Origin of the sequence: Salipaludibacillus sp. CUR1 (genome assembly GCF_021028955.1) — a bacterium.
GTDB lineage: Bacteria > Bacillota > Bacilli > Bacillales > Salisediminibacteriaceae > Salipaludibacillus.
This window is the reverse complement of the sequence record NZ_JAIWPE010000086.1, coordinates 1-1,348: the sequence shown is the minus strand read 5'-3', so window position 1 is coordinate 1,348 and position 1,348 is coordinate 1. Positions and strand designations below refer to the sequence as shown.

1 rRNA gene is annotated in these 1,348 nt (G+C 56.7%); it reads right to left on the bottom strand.

What is annotated here, in order from left to right:
* A 16S ribosomal RNA gene (locus tag K8O68_RS15585) occupies positions 1-1,348 on the bottom strand; the annotation flags it as partial.

Below are 1,348 nucleotides of genomic sequence, written 5' to 3'. Positions count from 1 at the left end.
CCCGGGAACGTATTCACCGCGGCGTTCTGATCCGCGATTACTAGCGATTCCAACTTCATGGAGTCGAGTTGCAGACTCCAATCCGAACTGAGGCGTCTTTTTTGAGATTTGCTCCACGTCGCCGTTTCGCAGCCCTTTGTAGACGCCATTGTAGTACGTGTGTAGCCCCAGCCATAAAGGCCATGATGACTTGACGTCGTCCCCACCTTCCTCCGGCTTGGCGCCGGCAGTCCCTCCAGAGTTCCCAACTAAATGATGGCAACTGGAAGCAAGGGTTGCGCTCGTTGCCGGACTTAACCGAACATCTCACGACACGAGCTGACGACAGCCATGCAGCACCTGTGTCCCGGCTCCTTCTTGCGAAGGCACCCTCGTGTTTCCACAAGGTTCCGAGCATGTCAAGGCTGGGTAAGGTTCTTCGCGTTGCGTCGAATTAAACCACATACTCCACCGCTTGTGCGGGCCCCCGTCAATTCCTTTGAGTTTCAACCTTGCGGCCGTACTCCCCAGGCGGTGTGCTTATCGCGTTGGCTTCGATACCGAGGGGGTGAATACCCCCGACATCCAGCACACATCGTTTACGGCGTGGACTACCAGGGTATCTAATCCTGTTTGCTACCCACGCTTTCGTACCTGAACGTCAGTAATGGGCCAGGAAGCCGCCTTCGCCGCCGGTGTTCCTCCTGATATCTACGAATTTCACCTCTACACCAGGAATTCCGCTTCCCTCTCCCACACTCGAGCGAGATGGTTTCGGATGCAGTTCCCGGGTTGAGCCCGGGGCTTTCACATCCGACCTTTCTCACCGTCTGCGTACGCTTTACGCCCAGTAAATCCGAGCAACGCTTGCACCCTCTGTATTACCGCGGCTGCTGGCACAGAGTTAGCCGGTGCTTTCTTGCGAGGTACCGTCAGGGTTTCCCCTTCGTCCCTCCCGACAGAGCTTTACAACCCGAAGGCCTTCATCACTCACGCGGCGTGGCTGCGTCAGGCTTTCGCCCATTGCGCAATATTCCCCACTGCTGCCTCCCGTAGGAGTCTGGACCGTGTCTCAGTTCCAGTGTGGCTGATCATCCTCTCAGACCAGCTACCCATCGTACCCTTGGTGAGCCATTACCTCACCAACTAGGACTAAATAATGGGACGCAGGCTGCTCAACTGGCGCCCGAAGGCTTTCACGCCGAAGCGCGATATGCGGTATTAGCCATGGTTTCCCACGGTTATTCCCCACCAGAAGGTACATTACCTACGTGTTACTCACCCGTTCGCCGCTAAAGCACCGAAGTGCCCCGCTCGACTTGCATGTGTTAGGCCCGCCGCTAGCGTTCGCTCTGAGCCAGGATCAAAC